Origin of the sequence: Halomonas sp. McH1-25, from assembly GCF_022348165.1 — a bacterium.
GTDB lineage: Bacteria > Pseudomonadota > Gammaproteobacteria > Pseudomonadales > Halomonadaceae > Modicisalibacter.
Genome location: NZ_JAKRFI010000002.1, coordinates 254,707 through 271,639, shown reverse-complemented (window position 1 = coordinate 271,639; position 16,933 = coordinate 254,707). Strand labels below are relative to the sequence as shown.

Here is a 16,933-nt window from a genome sequence, read left to right as displayed (position 1 = left end):
GACGTGGTTCGCCATGCCGACCTATGCCGGGGACCATGGCGAGGGTTAAGATGGCCGCACTTCAGCGTGACAATAACAACCGTTTGGAAGCGAGCCGATCATGACCGACCTCGACGACGTACCCGCACCCCAGGGCGACCTGACTCTCAAGCTGCTGGCGACCCGCCAGGACACCAACGTGTATGGCGACATCGCCGGCGGCTGGCTGGTCAACCAGATGGACCAGGCAGCCGAGCTTTGTGCGGGACGTCTGGCCCATGGGCGTACCGCCACGGTGGCCATCGAAGCCATGGATTTCCTGTGTCCGGTGCGTGTCGGGTCCGTGGTCAACATCTTCACGGCCGTTCGCGACGTCGGGCGCAGCTCGATCAAGATCGATGTCGAAGTGTGGATCCGCCCGCCCCACGAACGCAGCCCCGATGAACTCTACAAGGTCACCGAGGCGCGCTTCGTGATGGTGGCGCTGGATGACAACGGCCGCATCCGCGCCGTCCCGGACCGGTAAGCGCCGCTCGCTTTCGCGATGCTCGCCGCTGGCCCTTACTTCACCATTTCGCGGTTCTTGAGATACGCGAACTCGCCCACGTCAGTGTAGGGCTTCACGAACTGCTGGAACTCGCGGTAGGAGTCGTAGATCTTCTTCGAGGCGGGATCGTTGGCGGTCTGCTCCTCGAGTACCGCCTGCGAAGCTTCGGCCAGCGCCTTGACGACATCGTCCGGCAGTTGCTTGAGCTGGACGCCATGCTCGTCGACCAATGCCTTGAGCGCTTCGGCGTTGCGGTAGGTGAACTCATCGATCATTGCCAGGTTCGCCGAACGGGCGGCCTCGGCCACCACCGCCTTGAGGTCGTCGGGCAGCGAGTTCCAGGCGTCCAGATTGACGGTGCCCTCGAGAATCGCACTGGGTTCGTTCCACGCCGTGGTGTAGTAGTAGTCGGCGACCTGATGCAGGCCGAAGGCCAGATCGTTGTAGGGCCCAACCCAATCGGCAGCATCGAGCACGCCGGTCTGCATCGAGGTGAAGATCTCCGAGCCCGGCATGTTGACCGCCGTGGCGCCGATGCGGTTCATGACCTCGCCCGCCAGACCCGGCAGGCGAATCTTGAGCCCCTGCATGTCTTCCATCGAACTGATTTCTTTCTTGAACCAACCGGCCATCTGCGTGCCAGTGTTACCCACGGCGAATGGCTTGAGGTTGTGCTGGGCATAGAGCTCGTCCCACAGCGCCATACCGTCGCCCTGATAAAGCCAGGAGTTGGTCTCGATGGTGTTCATGCCGAACGGCACGGCGGTGAAGAATTGCGCCGCCGGGACCTTGCCACGCCAGTAGTAGGATGCGGAATGGCCCATCTGCGCGGTGCCGCTGGAAACGGCATCGAAAACCTCGAGCGCCGGTACCAGTTCCCCGGCCCCATACACGTCGACCTGCAGGCGACCGCCGGACAGCTCGCCGATGCGGCGGGCGAAATCGCTGGCGCCGGTCCCCAGCGCAGGGAAATTCTTGGGCCAGGAAGTCACCATCTTCCAGCGAATGGGTTCCTGTTCCTGCGCGCGGGCAGTGGTGACGAAGGGGGCAGCGACGGCGCCGGCCGCACCGGCACCGAGAACGGAAAGAAACTTGCGGCGTTGCATGCGAACGTGACTCCTGACAAGCGTTTATTGTGTTCCGAAACGGAAAGCAAGTGTCCAACAAAACGGTTGGCGACGGCCAGGTAACGCCATCGCCAGACTGAAAGCCAAGCCGGAGAGTATGCGCGAAGGCCGAATTGGCCGACAAGTTGCGTCTCGTGACTCAAGGCGATTTTTTATCGCCGTCCCGCTGGCGGTTGCCGCTGCGTACCAGCCAGTAGCAGGCCCCCAGGCCAAGCACGCCGGCAGCCAGGGCGAATATCTTAATCGGCTCGATGGCATCGAGATCCATGACCATGAACTTGCGCACCACCGCCATGATCGCAATCAGCACCACGATCTCGACATGGATGAAACCGCCGCGCTCGCTCATGGTGCGCACGATGGAGTTGTTGAACTCCATGGCGATCAGCACGGTGAGAATCATGTCGAAGACCGCCTGGAAAACCCGGTAATCGAAAGGGTCGCGAGTCTGCACGAACAGCAGATCGAAGACGTGCAGGACCAGATAGTATATCGCTACCAACACCACACCGCTGATGGCGATGGTCAACACCAGCGAGACCAGGCGCTCGAAACGCTGATAACCGGAAAGCTGCGGCCAGTTCTCGAGCAATTCGGGAAACCATTTCTTCATAGTGGACGCCTCATAGCGGTGTCAGCTTGGCGAAGCCCAGCACCAGCCACTTGTCGCCCTCACCCTCGAAACTGACCTGGACCCGTGCACGTTCCCCTTCGCCTTCGGCATTGAGAATAATGCCCTCGCCGAACAGCGGATGGCTGACCCGCTGTCCCAGCGACAGTGACGGCAGGTCGCCACCCGGCGAGACCGAACTCTGCTGTGACAGCCCGCGCCCGGGACGCGTTGCCGTGACAGGCCGCGAAACCTGCCCTCGCAGACGCACCTCCTCCAGCAGTTCCTCGGGCAATTCACGCAGGAAACGCGACGCACGCTGGAAGGTTTCCTTGCCATGCAGCCGGCGCAGCTCGGCATAGGTCAGGTAGAGCTTGTGCATGGCGCGAGTGACGCCGACATAGCACAACCGACGCTCCTCCTCGAGGCGACCGGGTTCCTCCATCGACATCTTGTGCGGGAACAGGCCTTCCTCGACCCCGGCGATGAACACCACGGGAAACTCCAGCCCCTTGGCGGAGTGCAGCGTCATCAGTTGCACGCCATCCTCGAACTCGTCGGCCTCGTGATCGCCGGCGTTGAGCGCCGCTTCGGCCAGGAATGCCTCCAGAGCCGCCATGCCCTCGCCGGCTTCCGGCAGTTCGAAGACATCGCCCTGGGTGAAGGCACGTGCAGCCGTGACCAGTTCCTCGAGGTTTTCGACCCTCGCCTGGCCCTTTTCGCCCTTCTCGCTGCGGTGATGCTCGACCAGCCCGGACACCTCGTTGACGTGATCGATGATCTCGTGAAGCGACATGCCGGCAGTGTCGTTATCGAGTCGCTCGATGAGGTTGGCGAAGGCGGTCAGGGCATTGCCCGCACGGCCCTTGCAGGTGCCGTCGCTGACGCTGTCGTGCAGCGCCTGCCACAGCGAGACGCCCTGGTCACGGGCGCGCTCGCGCAGGATCTCCACGGTACGCGTGCCGATGCCGCGGGCCGGTACGTTGATTACCCGCTCCAGCGAGGCGTCGTCCTCGCGGTTGAGCAACAGCCGCAGATAGGCCAGCGCGTTCTTGATCTCCAGACGCTCGTAGAAGCGCTGCCCGCCGTAGATGCGATACGGCATGCCCTGGCGAATCAGGGTTTCCTCGATGACCCGAGACTGGGCGTTGGAGCGGTAGAGGATGGCGATGTCGCGGCGACTGACGCCTTCGTCGACCTTTTCCTTGATGGTGTCGACGATGAAACGCGCCTCGTCCAAGTCGTTGAAGCCGGCATAGACGGAAATCGGCTCGCCCTTGGCTCCCGCCGTCCACAGTTCCTTGCCCATGCGCCCCGCATTGTGGCTGATCAGGGTGTTGGCGGCGTCGAGGATGGCACTGGTCGAGCGATAATTCTGCTCCAGGCGTACCGTGCGGGTATTGGGGAATTCCTGCTCGAAGCGACGGATGTTCTCGACCCGCGCCCCCCGCCAGCCGTAAATCGACTGGTCGTCGTCGCCGACCACGGTCAGCCCGGCACGGTCGCCGGCGAGCAGCTTGAGCCAGGCGTACTGCAGCGTATTGGTGTCCTGGAACTCGTCGACCAGCAGGTGGGCGAAGCGCTCCCGATAGTGCGCCAGCAGACGCGGATTGTCGCGCAGCAGTTCGAGGCTACGCAGCAGCAGCTCGCCGAAGTCGACCAGCCCGCCGCGCTCGCAGGTCAGTTGGTAGCGCTCGTAGAGCTCGACCATCTGGCCCATGTAGGCGTCGCCGTGGGTCTGTACCTGATGCGGGCGCAGCCCCTCTTCCTTGCAACTGGAGATGAAGTACATCACCTGACGCGGCGGATAACGCTCATCGTCGATGTTGTGATCCTTGATCAGGCGCTTGATCAGGCGCAGTTGGTCATCGCTGTCGATGATCTGGAAGTGCTGGGGCAGGCGCGCATCCTGCCAATGCGTGCGCAGCAGCCGATGAGCGATGGAGTGAAAGGTGCCGACCCAGACGTTGCGCAGCGACAGGCCGAGCAGCGCCTCGAGGCGCGTGCGCATTTCGCGTGCCGCCTTGTTGGTGAAGGTGACCGCGAGAATGGCATAGGGCGAAAGCCGCTCGACCTGCATCAGCCAGGCGATGCGATGCACCAGCACCCGGGTCTTGCCCGAACCGGCGCCGGCCAGTACCAGCATGTTGCCTAGCGGTGCGCTGACGGCTTCGCGCTGGGCGGGATTGAGATCGTCGAGCAGCGACGAAACGTCGCCTGGAGATACGTCGTTCATGGAACGGCTGTCGGCGTGTCGAAATGGACCCTCAGCTTACCATATCCCCTTGGGTGAGATGGCGATGCAGCTCTGCTTCATAACGTTAGCAATGACACTGTGCAGCCAGTGTCACTCGGACTCGGGGAAGCGCAGCGGGTTCAAGCTCCGCTTCACCGCCTTCAATTGCTCGGCCAGCTTGGGTCCACGGGTCTTGGCCACGCCCACCGCCAGTACGTCGATCAATGCCAAATGGGCGATACGCGAACTCATCGGTGTGTATATCTCGGTGTCTTCAAGCACGTCGATGTACAACGGCAGCGTCACTTCGCCGGCCAGCGGCGAACCGCTCGGGCACAAGCCGATCACGGTCGCTTCGGCATCGCGCGCCATGCGCACGCTATCCACCAGCGCCCGGGTGCGTCCGGTCTGTGAGATCGCCACCACCACATCGCCCTCCTTCAGTGTCGCTGCGGACATGTTCTGCATGTGCGGGTCGGCATAGGCCGAGGTGGATATCTGCAGGCGGAAGAACTTGTGCTGGGCATCGAAGGCTACGGCGCCGGACGCGCCGAAACCATAGAACTCGACACGGTTGGCCATGGCCAGGGCATTGATCGCCTTGCTCAGCGACTCGATGTCCAGCCGATCGCGCACCGACAGTAGCGTACCGATGGTGGAATCGAAGATGTTGTGGGAAAACTCGGCCACGCTGTCGCTGTCGTTCATCGAGAACTGGGCGAACTGGCTGCCGGAGGCCAGCATTTGGGCGAGGCGGAGCTTGAAGTCCTGAAAGCCGCTGCAGCCCAATGCACGGCAGAAACGCACCACTGTGGGTTCGCTGACCTTGGCTTCGGTGGCCAGATCGACGATCCGCATGTGGATGACTTCTTCGGGATTTCTCAGCACGAAGCGCGCCACTTTCTGCTCGGAGCGACGAAAGTGCTCCATGCGGCGTCTCATTTCATCGAACAGGGCACGGCTCACGTTTCGCTCCCGGGGCTTTGGAATGGCATGGCGCAACTGCAGTATGCCCAAAACGGGCGCGTGTGGGGTAATTTTGCACGACTTGGCGTCAACGTAATGATTTTGTCAACTGAGTTATAGTAAGTAATGACGTGTCCTCAACGACACCTCTTGGCAGAACAGGAGAGTTGATCATGCGTAACGCCGAACCACTGGTCTCCGTGAAACACGAACTCCTCGACATTTTCATGTCCATGCAAGTCGCCGAACACGAAGCGCGCAAGAAACATGCCGCCGTGCGCCACCTGAGAGCCCGCCGCGGCATCGAACTGCACAAGGAATTCAAGCGTCTGGAACAGGACATCGCCGACCTGAACGACGATCTGCTGGGCTAGCGATGCCCTGAAATGACTACGCCCCGGTATGCCCCGGGGCGCAGTGGCGTCGGTTCAAAGACTGCCGACGAAGACCACGATGACGCCGATCGGTGCGATGAACCGGGCGGTGATCGACCACAGCGTGGCTCCGGTACCGGAGAGTCCCAACTCGCGGTGCACGCTGTCACGGTCCAGGCACCAGGCGGCGAACACGATCGCTCCGAGACCGGTCAATGGCAGCATGAATTTGCTGGTCAATGTATCGAGCAGGTCGAAGGTATTGAGACCGAAGGCCAGCGGATCGCTCCACACGTTGAACGACAGCAGTGCGGCGATGCCCAGCGCCCAGGCGCCTGCCCCCGCCACCAGCGACGATCCGACACGACCCAGCGGAGACCGCTCCTCGACGAACTCGACCACCGGTTCCAACAGCGAAATGGCCGAGGTCAGTGCCGCGAAGGTCAGCAGCAGGAAGAACATCAGCCCCAGGATCGTGCCGCCGGCCATGTTGCCGAAGGCCAGGGGCAGCGTGACGAAGATCAGGCCCGGTCCGGACGCCAGGTCGAGGCCATTGGCGAACACGATGGGGAAGATCGCCAAACCGGCGCCCAGGGCAATGACGGTATCCATGATCACCACGGTTCGCGCCGTCCTGAGCAGGCTGACGTCCTCACCGAGGTAGGAACCGTAGGCCATCATGATGCCCATCCCCAGCGACAGGGTAAAAAAGGCGTGCCCCAAGGCGGCGAGTACGGTACCGCCAGTCAGCTTGCTCCAGTCGGGATTGAACAGGTAGGCCAACGCTTCGCCAAAGTGACCGGTGGTCATGCCATAGCCGACCAGAATCAGCAGCAGCACCGCCAATGCCGGCATCATGGTGCGAACCGCGCCTTCCAGGCCCTTGGTGACGCCGCGGGCAACGATGCCGATGACCAGCAACATGAACATCGAATGCCAGGCCAGCATCATGCCCGGATTGCCCAGCATGCCTTCGAATAGCGCGCCGATGCCATCGGCGTCCTGTCCGCTGAAGCTGCCAGTGACCGAGCCCAGCGTGTAGGACAGCGACCAGCCGCCGATCACGCTGTAGAACGACAGGATCAGGAAGGCCCCCAGCACCCCACTGACACCGACCACGGTCCATAAGCCGCTGCGACCGTTGAGTCGCGCCTGTTCGGCCATGGTGTTGATCGGGTTCTTCTGGCCACGTCGACCGATCAACCACTCGGCGACCAGGATCGGCAAGCCGATGAAGGCGATACAGATCAGGTAGATGAGCACGAAGGCGGCGCCGCCGCTCTCCCCCACCATATAGGGAAATTTCCAGATGTTGCCCAGGCCGACCGCTGACCCCGTTACCGCAAGAATGAAGGCCAGCCGGGAGGACCAATGCGCGTGGAGCTGTTTAGACATAATTCACCCTGAGAGTACGTGACGTCATCGATCGATCGGATGCAATGACGGCTTGTCGTTGTTGGGTCACGTCTTCTGTGTCACGGATCGCGCGAAACAGACAAGGCATGACAGGATCCTGCAGCCCGAGGTCATCGGTAAATCATGGGCGAAAGGCAAGGTAGGACAGCGCCCCATGAATGGAGCCGACTCACTTGCCCCGATTTGCCCATCGGGCTGCCTGCCGCAGGCAGGATCACCGCCGCGTTGCACCGCTTCATACGGGTCCGGGTATGGACGCAGCCTGGCACGGTGCAGCGCGTCTACTGGCCACTGGAAAACGGAGGGAATACCCCACCTTTCCAGCAAGAATCGCCAAATAAACGCAAGAAGCCGACAAAACTATCGGAATGTTGCGTTAATGGCCAGCCTCGATGCCGATAACGTCAATAGATTAGAAAAGCGTGTTCTGGCACTCCCCGGGAAATTCGTTCAGCTCGGGTAGGCCGGTAGCCGCTGACAGCCGCGAATGAAGATGACGAGCCAATTGCGGCGCCAGCCGATTGTCCGGTGTATGCACAAAAAGAAAAGGGGTTTTCCCCTGTTTTATCCACAGATCGAGGCGTTCGATCCACGGCTCGAAATACCGCTCGTTGATCGGCCAGTCGAAGTGACCGATGAAGCGAACGATCGGGTTCGATGCCGTGGAAAGTACGTGTAATGGACGTTTTGGCTTTTCCTGCTGAGCACGGTAGAGGCGTGAATCGTTTTCCGCCGGCGTGGAAAACAGCGGCCTGACATCCAGCATGACTCGATCCACGCCATGAGTTATCAACAGGCGGTTGAGTTGCTGTTCAGCCGACCCCTTGTGGAAAAATTCACTGGCACGCACTTCGACGGCGCAGGGAATGGACTGTGGCCAACACGCCAACAGATTTTCCAGTTGCGGTAACTCATCGGGGCCAAAATCCCGCGGCAACTGGATCATCATCGGACCAAGTCGATCATGCAACGGCGAGAGGCGATCCAGAAACGCCTCGAGATCGTGTTCGATACCGACCAGGCGTCGTTCATGGGTCAGACTGGCCGGCAGCTTGAAACAGAAGCGAAAGTCGGCGGGGGCCTGACGGGCCCATGCATCGACCGTCTCCGGGCGCGGGGCGCCACTATAGAACGTGGTGTTACCCTCGACGCTGGAGAAAACGTGGGCGTAGTCCTCGAGAAATGCCTCCGTTGGGGCGTGGCGGGCGTACAATCCGCCACGCCATTCGGCATTGGCCCACATCGGCAGGCCGAGAAAGAGTTTGGTCATGCTCTGCTCCTGCCCCCTATTACCGAGACATATGCTTAACGGGCCTGTCGCATCGCTTCACACCGCAGGCAAGTGACGACAGGTGACTTTGGCCGCTCTGCGTGAGCCAGGCATCATAGACGCTTCTATCGTTTCGCTCGACAAGGCAACCCATGGCAACCGACTCCCACAACGCCATTCATACTACGCTCCAGCGTGTGTTCGGCTACGACCGGCTACGCCCCGGTCAGGAAGCGACTATCTCGGCGGTAGTTGCAGGTCGTTCGGCGGCGGCGATCTTCCCCACCGGGTCGGGCAAGTCGCTATGCTACCAGTTGCCGGCGCTGCTGCTGCCTCACCTCACACTAGTGATCTCGCCGCTACTGGCGCTGATGCAGGATCAGCTGGCGTTTCTTGCCGGCCGTGGCGTGGCCGCTGCCAGTATCGACTCGGCCCAGAGCCGCGAAGAAGCCAGTGCGGTAATGACGCGAGTGCGACGCGGCGAGATCAAGGTGCTGATGATCTCGGTCGAGCGGCTCAAGAACGAGCGCTTTCGCCAATTCATCGCTCAGGTGCCGATTTCGCTAATGGTGATCGATGAAGCGCACTGCATCTCGGAGTGGGGCCACAACTTCCGACCCGACTATCTCAAACTACCGGATTACCAACGTCAGTTCGCGATCCCCCAGGCCCTGCTGCTGACCGCTACGCCGCAGGTCATTGCCGACATGCAGGCCCGCTTCGCCATCGCTGATGACGACGTGATCGCGACCGGCTTCTATCGTGCCAACCTCAACCTGCTGATCGAACCGGTGGCGAGCGGCGACAAGCAGCGCCGTCTCGTCGAATGGCTCAGTCCCCGCCTGCAGGCGGGACGGGAACAGCCCAGTGTCGTCTACGTTACCCAGCAACAGAGCGCCGAGCAGCTCGCCACCGCACTCGCCCGACATGGTCTCGATGCGCGTGCCTATCATGCCGGTTTGCCCACGGAGACGCGCGATACGATCCAGCGCCAGTTCATGACCGGCGAGGTAGCCTGCATCGTCGCCACCATCGCTTTCGGTATGGGCATCGACAAGGCCGATATCCGCAACGTAGTGCATTTCGACCTGCCCAAATCGGTCGAGAACTACAGCCAGGAGATCGGCCGCGCCGGACGTGACGGCCGTCCCTCCGACTGTCTGGTGCTAGCCAATCGCGATGCACTCAACGTGCTGGAAAACTTCGTTTACGGCGACACCCCTGAGCGCGACGGTATTCGCCGCGTACTCGAAGAGATCGCCGCGGTTCAGGACGGCTCAGGCGAATATCGCTGGGAACTGACGCTCAATGCACTGTCCCAGCACAGCAATATCCGCCCGCTACCGCTAAAGACTCTGCTGGTCCAGCTCGAACTGCGCGGCGTGATCGCCCCACGCTTCAGCTATTTTGCCGAGTACCGCTACAAGTACCTGCGCGAGCCCGAGGCATTGGTCGCAACGTTCGAGGGCGAGCGCCAGCGCTTCGTTCAACTGCTCATCGAGACGTCGAGCCGTGCCAGGACCTGGTGCAGCGTCGATTTCGATGCGCTCTATCAGCGTGGCATCAAGGCTGGCATCAACGCCGAGCGCAGCCGCGTGGTCAGTGCGTTGGAATACTTCAACGACAAGGGCTGGATCATGCTCGAAAGCAAGCAGATGACCGAGGTCTATGCAGTCACGCCGACACCGCTTGGTATCGATGCCTTGAGTGCAGAACTGCACGGCTACTTCAAAGCTAAGGAAGATAGCGAAATCGCCCGAATCAATGCCATGCTGGCGCTGTTCGAAAGCGATGCCTGTCTGAGCCATCGACTGGCGCGCTATTTCGGCGATACGCAGGCTCCCGAGCACTGCGGCCATTGCTCGGTATGCCAGGGGCAAGTCGCTCGGCTACCGCCACCCGTGCCGCTGCCACCGCTCGAAGCGCAGTCATTCGCCGCGTTGTGCGGCGAACTCATAGCGCGTCATCAAGCGACGTTCGGGGGTCGGTTGCCCGGCGTCGAGCTAGTGACGCGCTTTCTCTGCGGTATCGCCACGCCGCTGTTCACGCGCTTGAAGGCCCGCCAGATCAAAGGCTTCGCTCAGTTGGAAAGCTACCCCTACGCCGAGGTACGCCGATGGGTCGCGGGTCATCTCGCAGGCGATCGGTAAGCGAGAAAACGCCCTACCCCGACTGACGAAACCACTACAGTCGAGGTAGGGCGATAACGGTGCTCGCCGCGACACTTACTCCACGGTGACCGACTTGGCCAGGTTGCGGGGCTGGTCGACATCGGTGCCCTTGAGCACGGCGACGTGATACGACAGCAGTTGCAGGGGCAAGGTATAGAGAATCGGCGCCAGCGCCTCGTCGACATGCGGCAGGCGCAGCACGCGGACACCCTCGGTTTCCGTCAGGGACACACGCTCGTCGGCGAACACGAACAGCTCGCCACCGCGGGCACGCACTTCCTGCAGATTGGATTTGAGCTTTTCGAGCAGTTCGTCGTTGGGCGCCACGGAAATCACCGGCATCTCGCTGTCGACCAGCGCCAGCGGCCCGTGCTTGAGCTCCCCGGCGGGATAGGCCTCGGCATGGATGTAGGAAATCTCCTTGAGCTTGAGCGCGCCTTCCAAGGCAATCGGATAGTGCGCACCGCGGCCCAGAAACAGCGCATGGTGCTTTTCCGCAAAGGCCATGGACAACGTTTCGATATCGCCGTCGAGACCCAGCACCTGGCCCATGAGCTGCGGCAGTTCGCGCAGGGCCTGAACGACCCGGGCCTGGAGCGCGTCGTCCATGCCGCGCATGCGGCCCAGACTCAGGGTGAGCAGCATCAAGCCGACCAGCTGGGTGGTGAAGGCCTTGGTCGAGGCCACGCCGATCTCGGGCCCGGCCTGGGTCAGCAGGGTCAAGTCGGATTCGCGCACCAGCGAACTGCCGGGCACGTTGCAGATCGCCAGGCTACCCACATAGCCGCGATCCCTGGCGAAACGCAGCGCCGCCAGGGTATCGGCGGTCTCGCCGGACTGCGACAGGGTCACGAACAGCGTGCCCTCGGGGACCACCACTTGGCGGTAGCGGTATTCTGAGGCGACCTCGACCTGGGTGGGCAGGCCGGCGTACTTCTCCAGCCAGTAGCGCGCCACCAGGCCGGCATGGTAGCTGGTGCCGCAGGCAATGATATGGATCTGGCGCACCTGGGCGAACAGCGCCTCGGCCTCCAGACCGAAACTGCGCACCAGGGCATGGCGTTCGGTCAGGCGGCCTTCCAACGTGGCGGCAATGACCTGCGGCTGCTCATGGATTTCCTTGAGCATGAAGTGCCGGTAGCCGTCCTTCGTGGCCGCACCGTCGCCGTGTTCGAAGGTCTGCACCGGACGCGTCTGGGCGTTGCCCGACGCCTCGTAGATGGCGATGTCGCCGCCCTTGGCAAGACGCACCACGTCGCCTTCCTGCAGATAGATAAAGCGGTCGGTGACCGGCAGCAGAGCCAGTGGGTCAGAGGCAAGGAAAGCCTCCTCGATGCCCACCCCGACGACCAGCGGGCTGCCCTTGCGGGCCCCGACGATCACCTCCGGCTGGTTCTTGTGCATGACCGCCAGGGCATAGGCGCCATCGAGCATGGCCACGGCACTCTGTACCGCCGTCAGCAGATCCTGGCTGCGGTTGAACTCGCGAGCCAGCAGATGCGCGACGACCTCGGTGTCGGTCTCGGAAGTGAACACGTAGCCCTGGCCTTCCAGCTCGGTTCTGAGGGGCTCGTGATTCTCGATGATGCCGTTGTGCACCACCGCCAGGCTTTCGCCGGACTGATGCGGGTGGGCATTGCGCTCGTTGGGCCGCCCGTGGGTCGCCCAGCGCGTATGAGCGATTCCCACCGTGCCGATCAGTGGCGACTCGTCCAGGCACGCTTCCAGTGCCGCCACCTTGCCAACGGCCCGTTGACGGTTGAGGCGTGCATCGCGAGACAGCACGGCCATGCCGGCCGAATCATAGCCGCGATATTCGAGGCGCCTGAGCCCCTCGAGCAGAATGTCCTGAACGTTGCGTTCGGCCACTGCCCCCACGATTCCACACATCGTCTTTACTCCTTGGATTCCTGCTTGGGCTGCTTGCGCGGGCGCGACCAGTCCGCCTTGGTGATCTGTCGGGTGCGGGCTACGCCCAGCGCTCCGGCTTCGACGTCCCGATTGATCGTGGATCCGGCACCGATGGTGGCCCCATCACCGACCCGCACCGGCGCGACCAGCGCCGTGTTGGAGCCGATGAATGCGCCATCGCCGATCTCGGTGTGGTGCTTGTTGGTGCCGTCGTAGTTGCAGGTGATGGTCCCGGCGCCGACATTGACGTCACGTCCCAGCCGGGCATCGCCGACATAGCTGAGGTGATTGATCTTGCTGCCCTCGCCGACCCGGGCATTCTTGGTCTCGACGAAGTTGCCGACCTTGGCCTGGCGGGCCAGCTGCGTACCGGGGCGCAGGCGTGCGAAGGGGCCGACCCGGCAGTCGCCGTCGAGCACGGCGCCATCGAGCAGGCTGTGCGCTTCGATGACGCAGCCCGGCCCGACTCGGCTGTTGCGGATGATAGTGTACGGTCCGATGCGCACCCCAGCGGCCAGTTCGACCTCGCCTTCGAAGACGCAACCGACATCGATCTCGACATCCTGAGCGCAGCGCAGGCTGCCGCGTACGTCGAGCCGCGCTGGATCGGCCAGCGTCACGCCCTCGGCCATCAGTCGTTCGGCCTCGGCCAGTTGGTAGGCGCGTTCCAGACGGGCCAGTTGCAGGCGATTGTTGACGCCTTCGACCTCGGTAGCGGAGGCCGGTTGCGCGGTGGCGATGGCGGTGCCTTCCCCGGCAGCCATGGCAATGACGTCGGTCAGGTAATATTCGCCCTGGGCGTTGTCGGACGACAGACGGGGCAGCCAGCGCCGCAGCTGGTCAGCGGTCATGGCCATGATGCCGGTGTTGCACTCGCCGATGGCGCGCTCGGCCTCGGAGGCGTCCTTGTGTTCGATGATCGCCACCGCCTCGCCCCGGGCGTTGCGCTTGATGCGCCCGTAGCCCGTCGGATCGGCCAATGTCACGGTGAGCAATGCCATGCGCCGCTCATCGACCTCGTCGAGCAGCGCCGCGAGCGTGTCGCGCCGGATCAGCGGCACGTCACCGTACAGTACCAGCACCTTGCCATCGCCGAGGCCGTCCACGGTCTGAGCCACGGCGTGGCCGGTGCCCTTCTGCTCGGCCTGTACGACGAACCGCAGCGGGCATTCGGCGAGACGTTCACGTACCGACTCGCCGCCATGCCCGATCACCACATGCAGCCGATCGGCGCCCAGTTGCGTGGCCGTGTCGATCACGTGGCGCACCATCGGCTTGCCGGCCACGTGATGTAGCACTTTCGGCGTGGCCGAGCGCATGCGGGTGCCCTGACCCGCGGCGAGAATCACTACGTCGAGCGTCATGCCCTACCCTTATCCAGTTCATCGATCATAGGCCATTCTAAACCCGCCACTGCTGCATACCAACGCTGCAGCGATGCCGAAAAAGAAATACCCCGTGGATCGGAGGATCCACGGGGTAAATACTCGTACGACAAGGCAAGCCAGGTCTAGCGCCGGCCGCCTTTCTGACGCAATTTTTCCAGCGTACGCAACTGGGCCACCGCCTCGGCGAGCTCCGCCGTCGCCCTGGAGTAATCCAGGTCCGACTTCTGCTCGTTGATGGAGCGCAAAGCCTCCTTGCGTGCCTCTTCCGCCGATGCCTCATCAATATCATGAGCACGGGTCGCGGTATCGGCCAGCACCGAGACAATGTTCGGCTGCACCTCGATGAATCCGCCGGTGACGTAGTAGATTTCCTCCTCGTCACCTTCGCGAATCACCCTCAGCGGCCCCGGTTGCAACTCGGTCAACAGCGGTGTGTGACCGGCAAGGATCCCCAGTTCTCCCATCACGCCGGTGACGACGAGCTGATTGATCTCTCCGGAGAAGAGCGATTGCTCGGCGCTGACGATCTCGCATTGGAAGCTGTTCGCCATACCTTAGTCCTCTAGCGTGAGTGGCCTCACTTCATGTTGTTGGCTTTCTCGACGGCTTCGTCGATGGTGCCAACCATATAGAAGGCCTGTTCCGGCAGATCGTCGTATTCACCGTCCAGAATGCCCTGGAAGCCGCGAATGGTGTCCTTGAGCGAGACGTACTTGCCGGGCGCACCGGTAAAGACCTCGGCGACGAAGAACGGCTGCGACAGGAAGCGCTGGATCTTACGCGCCCGGTTGACCGCCTGCTTGTCCTCGTCGGACAGCTCGTCCATCCCCAGGATGGCGATGATGTCCTTGAGCTCCTTATAGCGCTGAAGCACGTTCTGTACGCCTCGCGCCGTGTTGTAGTGCTCCTCGCCGACGACCAGCGGATCCAACTGACGCGAGGTGGAATCCAGCGGATCAATGGCCGGATAGATACCCAGTTCGGCAATCGAACGCGCCAGTACCACCGTGGCGTCAAGGTGGGCAAAGGTCGTGGCCGGCGAAGGGTCGGTCAAGTCGTCCGCAGGTACATAGACGGCCTGAACGGAGGTGATCGAGCCGGTCTTGGTGGAGGTGATGCGCTCCTGAAGAACCCCCATCTCCTCGGCCAGCGTAGGCTGGTAACCCACCGCTGACGGCATGCGGCCCAGCAGTGCCGAGACTTCAGTACCCGCCAGGGTGTAACGATAGATGTTGTCGACGAACAGCAGAACGTCACGGCCTTCGTCGCGGAACTTCTCGGCAATGGTCAGGCCGGTCAGCGCCACACGCAGGCGGTTGCCGGGCGGCTCGTTCATCTGACCGTAGACTAGAGCCACCTTGTCGAGAACGTTGGACTCCTGCATTTCATAGTAGAAGTCGTTACCCTCACGGGTACGCTCACCGACACCGGCGAATACCGAGTAACCACTGTGCTCGGTGGCGATGTTACGAATCAGCTCCATCATGTTGACGGTCTTGCCGACACCGGCACCACCGAACAGGCCAACCTTGCCGCCCTTGGCGAACGGGCACACCAGGTCGATGACCTTGATACCGGTTTCCAGCAACTCGTTGGACGCTGCCTGTTCCGCGTAGGTCGGTGCCTTGCGGTGAATCGGCATGCGCTCCTGCTCACCGATCTCTCCCGCTTCGTCGATCGGCTCGCCTAGCACGTTCATGATCCGACCCAGGGTTTCCTTGCCCACCGGCACGGAAATCGCGGCTCCCGAGCCTTCAACCTCGAAACCACGCTTGAGGCCTTCGGTGGAACCCATGGCAATGGCTCGAACCACCCCGTCGCCCAACTGCTGCTGGACTTCCATAATGGTCCCGGTGTCCGAGACCTTCAGCGCGTCGTAGAGCCTGGGCACGTCGTCCCGCGGGAACTCTACGTCAATCACCGCGCCGATGATTTGTACGATACGTCCGCTCATCTTGGTTCCTCTTAACCTGCAAATGAAACCTGCTTAGCCTCACCGGCGCTTATACTGCGGCGGCACCACTGACGATCTCGGAGAGTTCCTGGGTAATGGCCGCCTGGCGGGCCTTGTTGTACGCCAGTTGCAAATCGTCGATCAGGTTGCCGGCGTTATCGGTCGCGTTCTTCATCGCGATCATCCGCGCCGCCTGCTCGCAGGCTGCATTCTCCACCACCGCCTGATAGACCTGGGACTCGACATAACGCTTCAGAAGCGCATCGAGCAGGTACTGGGCGTCCGGCTCATACAGGTAGTCCCAACTCGTCGTGGGACGGGCTTGTTCATCTTTATCGTCGGCCTGCTCAGCGACCAGGGGCACCAGCTGGCGAATGGTCGGACTCTGGGTCATGGTGTTGACGAACTCGTTGTACACCACGTAAAGCCGATCCAGCTCCCCTTCATCGAAGGCATCCAGCATCACCTTGACGCTACCGATCAGGTCCTTGGCTTCCGGCGCTTCGCCTATACCGCTCTTGGCTGCCATGAGATTGCCGCCATACTTGCGAAAGAAGCCACTGGCCTTGCTACCGATAGCAACAAAGTTGACTTCGACGCCCTTGTCTCGCCATTGCTTGACGTCCTTGACCACTGCCCTGAACAGGTTGACGTTCAGGCCACCGGCCAGACCGCGATCACTGGACACGACGATATAACCGACACGCTTGACTTCACGGTCGATCATGTAGTCATGGCGATATTCCGGGTTCGCCTCGGCAATATGGCCTACGACCTTGCGGATCTGCCTTGCATAGGGCTGGCTGGCCGCCATCCGATCCTGTGCCTTACGCATCTTCGACGCAGCGACCATTTCCATGGCGCTGGTAATCTTCTGCGTATTCTTGATGCTCCCAATCTGGGTGCGAATCTCTTTTGCAGCTGCCATAGCGATCTACCTCATTCGTGGCCCTCAGGGAAATCACTGGCCCGGGCAAACCGGGC

General features: G+C 62.0%; 14 protein-coding genes. 3 read left to right on the top strand and 11 right to left on the bottom strand.

The window, feature by feature from the left end:
- Window positions 1-100: 100 nt before the first annotated feature.
- A complete protein-coding gene (locus MHM84_RS07710; RefSeq protein WP_239264474.1) occupies window positions 101-505 on the top strand; it encodes an acyl-CoA thioesterase in 405 nt (134 codons plus the stop codon).
- 35 nt (window positions 506-540) lie between these two features.
- Here the strand turns inward: MHM84_RS07710 and MHM84_RS07705 are convergent, their stop codons facing one another.
- The 4 genes from MHM84_RS07705 to hexR form a co-directional block, all read right to left on the bottom strand.
- Window positions 541-1,632, bottom strand: coding sequence for a TRAP transporter substrate-binding protein (locus MHM84_RS07705; protein WP_239264472.1), 1,092 nt, complete (start codon window positions 1,630-1,632; stop codon window positions 541-543).
- A gap of 160 nt (window positions 1,633-1,792) precedes the next feature.
- Window positions 1,793-2,266: a phosphate-starvation-inducible PsiE family protein gene (locus MHM84_RS07700; RefSeq protein ID WP_239264470.1), complete on the bottom strand. Its 474-nt coding sequence runs from the start codon at window positions 2,264-2,266 to the stop codon at window positions 1,793-1,795.
- A 10-nt stretch (window positions 2,267-2,276) separates the two neighbouring features.
- Entirely contained in the window at window positions 2,277-4,499 is a 2,223-nt protein-coding gene (gene uvrD, locus MHM84_RS07695) for a DNA helicase II (RefSeq protein WP_239264468.1), read from the bottom strand.
- Window positions 4,500-4,610: 111 nt separating this feature from the next.
- Window positions 4,611-5,465, bottom strand: coding sequence for a transcriptional regulator HexR (gene hexR, locus MHM84_RS07690; protein WP_239264466.1), 855 nt, complete (start codon window positions 5,463-5,465; stop codon window positions 4,611-4,613).
- Window positions 5,466-5,638: 173 nt separating this feature from the next.
- Here hexR and MHM84_RS07685 point away from each other — a divergent pair, with 173 nt between their 5' ends.
- Window positions 5,639-5,839, top strand: a complete 201-nt coding sequence (locus MHM84_RS07685; RefSeq protein WP_239264464.1) for a hypothetical protein — start codon at window positions 5,639-5,641, stop codon at window positions 5,837-5,839.
- A 54-nt stretch (window positions 5,840-5,893) separates the two neighbouring features.
- Here the strand turns inward: MHM84_RS07685 and MHM84_RS07680 are convergent, their stop codons facing one another.
- Together MHM84_RS07680 and MHM84_RS07675 are read right to left on the bottom strand one after the other, a co-directional pair.
- Complete coding sequence (locus MHM84_RS07680; RefSeq protein ID WP_239264462.1) at window positions 5,894-7,234, bottom strand: sodium-dependent transporter; 1,341 nt, start codon at window positions 7,232-7,234, stop codon at window positions 5,894-5,896.
- A gap of 433 nt (window positions 7,235-7,667) precedes the next feature.
- Complete coding sequence (locus tag MHM84_RS07675; RefSeq protein ID WP_239264460.1) at window positions 7,668-8,525, bottom strand: DUF72 domain-containing protein; 858 nt, start codon at window positions 8,523-8,525, stop codon at window positions 7,668-7,670.
- A 152-nt stretch (window positions 8,526-8,677) separates the two neighbouring features.
- Between MHM84_RS07675 and MHM84_RS07670 the strand changes: the two genes are divergently transcribed.
- A complete protein-coding gene (locus MHM84_RS07670) occupies window positions 8,678-10,675 on the top strand; it encodes a RecQ family ATP-dependent DNA helicase (RefSeq protein ID WP_239264458.1) in 1,998 nt (665 codons plus the stop codon).
- Window positions 10,676-10,750: 75 nt separating this feature from the next.
- Here the strand turns inward: MHM84_RS07670 and glmS are convergent, their stop codons facing one another.
- From glmS to atpG, 5 genes are all read right to left on the bottom strand, one after another.
- Window positions 10,751-12,586, bottom strand: coding sequence for a glutamine--fructose-6-phosphate transaminase (isomerizing) (glmS, locus tag MHM84_RS07665; protein ID WP_239264455.1), 1,836 nt, complete (start codon window positions 12,584-12,586; stop codon window positions 10,751-10,753).
- Between the two features lie 5 nt (window positions 12,587-12,591).
- A complete protein-coding gene (glmU, locus tag MHM84_RS07660; RefSeq protein ID WP_239264453.1) occupies window positions 12,592-13,971 on the bottom strand; it encodes a bifunctional UDP-N-acetylglucosamine diphosphorylase/glucosamine-1-phosphate N-acetyltransferase GlmU in 1,380 nt (459 codons plus the stop codon).
- A gap of 146 nt (window positions 13,972-14,117) precedes the next feature.
- On the bottom strand, window positions 14,118-14,546 hold the full coding sequence (locus tag MHM84_RS07655; RefSeq protein ID WP_239264450.1) for a F0F1 ATP synthase subunit epsilon: 429 nt from the start codon (window positions 14,544-14,546) through the stop codon (window positions 14,118-14,120).
- Window positions 14,547-14,572: 26 nt separating this feature from the next.
- A complete protein-coding gene (gene atpD, locus MHM84_RS07650) occupies window positions 14,573-15,949 on the bottom strand; it encodes a F0F1 ATP synthase subunit beta (protein ID WP_239264448.1) in 1,377 nt (458 codons plus the stop codon).
- Window positions 15,950-15,998: 49 nt separating this feature from the next.
- Entirely contained in the window at window positions 15,999-16,877 is an 879-nt protein-coding gene (gene atpG / locus MHM84_RS07645; protein ID WP_239264445.1) for a F0F1 ATP synthase subunit gamma, read from the bottom strand.
- Window positions 16,878-16,933 lie beyond the last annotated feature (56 nt).

Bases quoted from the DNA above. Each gene is read 5' to 3' on its own strand.
- MHM84_RS07710 (WP_239264474.1), top strand. From the start codon at position 101: ATGACCGACCTCGACGACGTACCCGCACCCCAGGGCGACCTGACTCTC.
- MHM84_RS07705 (WP_239264472.1), bottom strand. From the start codon at position 1,632: ATGCAACGCCGCAAGTTTCTTTCCGTTCTCGGTGCCGGTGCGGCCGGC.
- MHM84_RS07700 (WP_239264470.1), bottom strand. From the start codon at position 2,266: ATGAAGAAATGGTTTCCCGAATTGCTCGAGAACTGGCCGCAGCTTTCC.
- uvrD (WP_239264468.1), bottom strand. From the start codon at position 4,499: ATGAACGACGTATCTCCAGGCGACGTTTCGTCGCTGCTCGACGATCTC.
- MHM84_RS07685 (WP_239264464.1), top strand. From the start codon at position 5,639: ATGCGTAACGCCGAACCACTGGTCTCCGTGAAACACGAACTCCTCGAC.
- MHM84_RS07680 (WP_239264462.1), bottom strand. From the start codon at position 7,234: ATGTCTAAACAGCTCCACGCGCATTGGTCCTCCCGGCTGGCCTTCATT.
- MHM84_RS07675 (WP_239264460.1), bottom strand. From the start codon at position 8,525: ATGACCAAACTCTTTCTCGGCCTGCCGATGTGGGCCAATGCCGAATGG.
- MHM84_RS07670 (WP_239264458.1), top strand. From the start codon at position 8,678: ATGGCAACCGACTCCCACAACGCCATTCATACTACGCTCCAGCGTGTG.
- glmS (WP_239264455.1), bottom strand. From the start codon at position 12,586: ATGTGTGGAATCGTGGGGGCAGTGGCCGAACGCAACGTTCAGGACATT.
- glmU (WP_239264453.1), bottom strand. From the start codon at position 13,971: ATGACGCTCGACGTAGTGATTCTCGCCGCGGGTCAGGGCACCCGCATG.
- MHM84_RS07655 (WP_239264450.1), bottom strand. From the start codon at position 14,546: ATGGCGAACAGCTTCCAATGCGAGATCGTCAGCGCCGAGCAATCGCTC.
- atpD (WP_239264448.1), bottom strand. From the start codon at position 15,949: ATGAGCGGACGTATCGTACAAATCATCGGCGCGGTGATTGACGTAGAG.
- atpG (WP_239264445.1), bottom strand. From the start codon at position 16,877: ATGGCAGCTGCAAAAGAGATTCGCACCCAGATTGGGAGCATCAAGAAT.